The sequence below is a fragment of the Bilifractor sp. LCP21S3_F8 genome, from assembly GCF_052117805.1.
Lineage (GTDB): Bacteria > Bacillota > Clostridia > Lachnospirales > Lachnospiraceae > Bilifractor.
Map to the genome: position 1 here is coordinate 1 of NZ_JBQKIK010000053.1, position 2,761 is coordinate 2,761.

2 protein-coding genes are annotated in these 2,761 nt (G+C 49.8%); both read right to left on the reverse strand.

Features of this window, described 5'->3' with window-relative positions; all coding sequences use genetic code 11:
* The coding region (gene tnpA, locus ACTQ3A_RS13790) for an IS200/IS605 family transposase (RefSeq protein WP_441495184.1) at positions 1–327 on the reverse strand (327 nt) is incomplete at its 3' end.
* Positions 328–1,002: 675 nt separating this feature from the next.
* On the reverse strand, positions 1,003–2,667 hold the full coding sequence (locus ACTQ3A_RS13795; RefSeq protein WP_441495185.1) for a S1C family serine protease: 1,665 nt from the start codon (positions 2,665–2,667) through the stop codon (positions 1,003–1,005).
* Positions 2,668–2,761: the final 94 nt, after the last annotated feature.

Sequence of the window (2,761 nt, forward strand, 5' to 3'; positions counted from 1 at the left end):
ATAAGAACGTGTCCATAAGGACGGCATTTTTGCTAACTGGGGAAATTCCTCCCTCAGTTGATGGGAAGTCGCTCCTTTGATCTGTTTTACCACATCAGGAATGCTCTGCTGAGGATATACGCTAACAAACATATGAACGTGGTCAATGTGACATTCCATTGCAAGAATATCGATATGATGTTTTTGACATTCCGCAGAAGTTAATGCCTTGAAACGTTCTTCTAGGCCTGGAATATTAAAGATCTTTCGACGGTATCTTGGACAGAACACCAAGTGATAGTGAATCAAGGATACGGTTGTTTTGGTTTGTTTATATTCATTCTTCATGTGTATATAATACAATATTTTGTACACATATTCAATCAAAACAATTTGCGCTATGCCGCTATCATCCCACGGTTGAAACCGTGGGCTTTCTCGCTAAATTATTTGTAAAAAACTAACCCATAGTGTCCGAAAGGCATCGTCTGCCTCCCGTTCATCCTATGCGCCATTGCATTTTTACTGCATGAGCTCTTCGAAAACGCAGACAGGATCGTCACGCGCGAAGCGTGTGTAAGAGACTGGATGCGATTTCGAAGGCAACAGGTATGAGGATGAAGCGCGAACGCGCGAAATCCGAATATGCGCGGGCAGTGAGCCACATCCGCTCACACAAAGTGTGAAGCGGTGGGGCGAACGCCGCGACAGACCGACGAAGTCGGTCACCTGTTGGATTGCGTGAGTGCGAAGCACGCAGCAATCCATCGCTTATGCACATTGTAGTGCCCCGCCTGCGGGGCATGACGGTTTACTGCATGAGCACGGAGCAGCTTCCGCACTCCGTGCCCCCATTTTAGCATTATTGACTCTGTTTGAAAACCATCGGTTAGCATTATTGGCTTTGTCTGAAAATCATCGGTTAGCATTTTCGCGTAAAAAAAGTTCCAGAGGCCCCTGCAGGCTTCTGGAACTTTTTTCTATTTGGCCTCATGCCGCATCAAACATGCCGCATCAAATGATTCAGCCCCCGAACGGGAATCCGAATCCATAGCTGTACCCGCCGTTTCCGGAATTATCGGAGCTGTCGGAATCGGAGCTGCTGCCGGAGTTACCCGTGCTTCCCGATCCGGAATCTCCGGTAAGAGCTTCCACATCACTCTTGCTTCCCAGAGTAACCTTGGCAGAACCCTTGGTATACTTTCCGTTGTCCGATCTCTGATAGGTGATGGTCACGGTGTCACCAGACTTATGATATCTCAGCTGTGTTGTCAGATCGTCTGTTGTGGAGACGGATGTTCCGTCAACCGCCGTGATGACGTCCCCCTTCTGCAGTCCTGCCTTTGCCGCCGGGCTTCCGTCCGGGACACTCGTCAGACAGATGCCCTCCGGCATGCTGTATACCTCAGCGTACTGTTCGGTTACATCCGCCGTGGAAACCCCGAGATATCCTCTCTTATCATCACTGTAGGTCGTCTTTGTGGTTTCATTCATGAGCTTTTCAAGAATCGACTCCGCCTTTGCCGTCGGGATTGCGTATCCCATGTTGTCGACGGAAGCTTCCCCGCTCGAGGAAGAGCTCTTCGCCTCATTGATACCGATCAGCTCACCCTTCATATTCAGAAGAGCACCGCCGGAGTTGCCCGCGTTGATCGCGGCATCGGTCTGAATCAGACCGGTTGACTGCGTCGTCGTGCTTCCGTCCGAGAAGCTGAGATCACGGTTCAAGGCGCTCACATATCCGGAGGTTACAGACTGTCCATATCCGAGAGCGTTACCGATGGCAACAACCTGATCGCCAAGCTGTACATCATCGGAATCGCCGATGGTAATCGCCTTGATCTGTCCGAGAGTATCATCACTCAGATCACTCTTTTTGACTGCTACCAGTGCGAGATCATTGTCCGAATCCGTGCCCTTGATCTGGCCTTCCACAACAGAATCATCGGAGAATCCTACAGAAATCGTCGTCGCGCCGTCGATAACGTGATTATTGGTGGCAATCAGAACCTCATCATCCGTAATTCCGACGATGACACCTGTTCCTGCGCCTTCCACCTCATACTGCTGGGATCCGCCGAAGAAGCTCTGCATCTGTTCTACCGACATGGTTGAAATCGTAACCATGGAAGGCATCGCCTTTGCCGCCACCTCCGAGACAGTCAGATCTCCACTTGAAGAGGAGGATGACGATGTGCTGCTCTCGCCGGAATCCGAAGCCTTTGTTAGTGTAGCGGTCTGTGTCGCAGCCGATGCCGAGGTTGAAGAAGAAGTTGTATTCAATGCCGAGGCTCCGGCATTTACACCATAGGTCACGGTTCCGGCGATCAGTCCAAAGACAAGCGCGCTGGCGATTACTGTTCCCCATCTGTGTCCGCTCCCGTTCTTCTTTGCCGCCCTTGCCAGCCTGCGGCGTTCCCTCCGGTTCAGCTTCTTATTCTCGTTCCCATTCTGCTGAAAATCATTCTGTCCATTGCTATTGTTGTTATTGTCATAATAACCGTTATTGAATTCACTCATAATATTCACCCTTTCACCATTCTCCGCCGCCTGGTCCGCAGAGCTTTTGAATTCCTGCCCGATCTCTTCGTTTCGATATTCATAGGATTCGATATTCAGCCGCTTCGTATCAAGCCCTGCAGCGTTGAATTTTTTGTTCTGTATATCTTCCTTACTAAAACTTCCCATAGCAAAAATGGGCTTCGCACCTTGAAAACTCAATAATACAGGCAATCAGATAGGATCTTTATGCCGCTAAACCCGCCTTTGCCAGCGAATTACG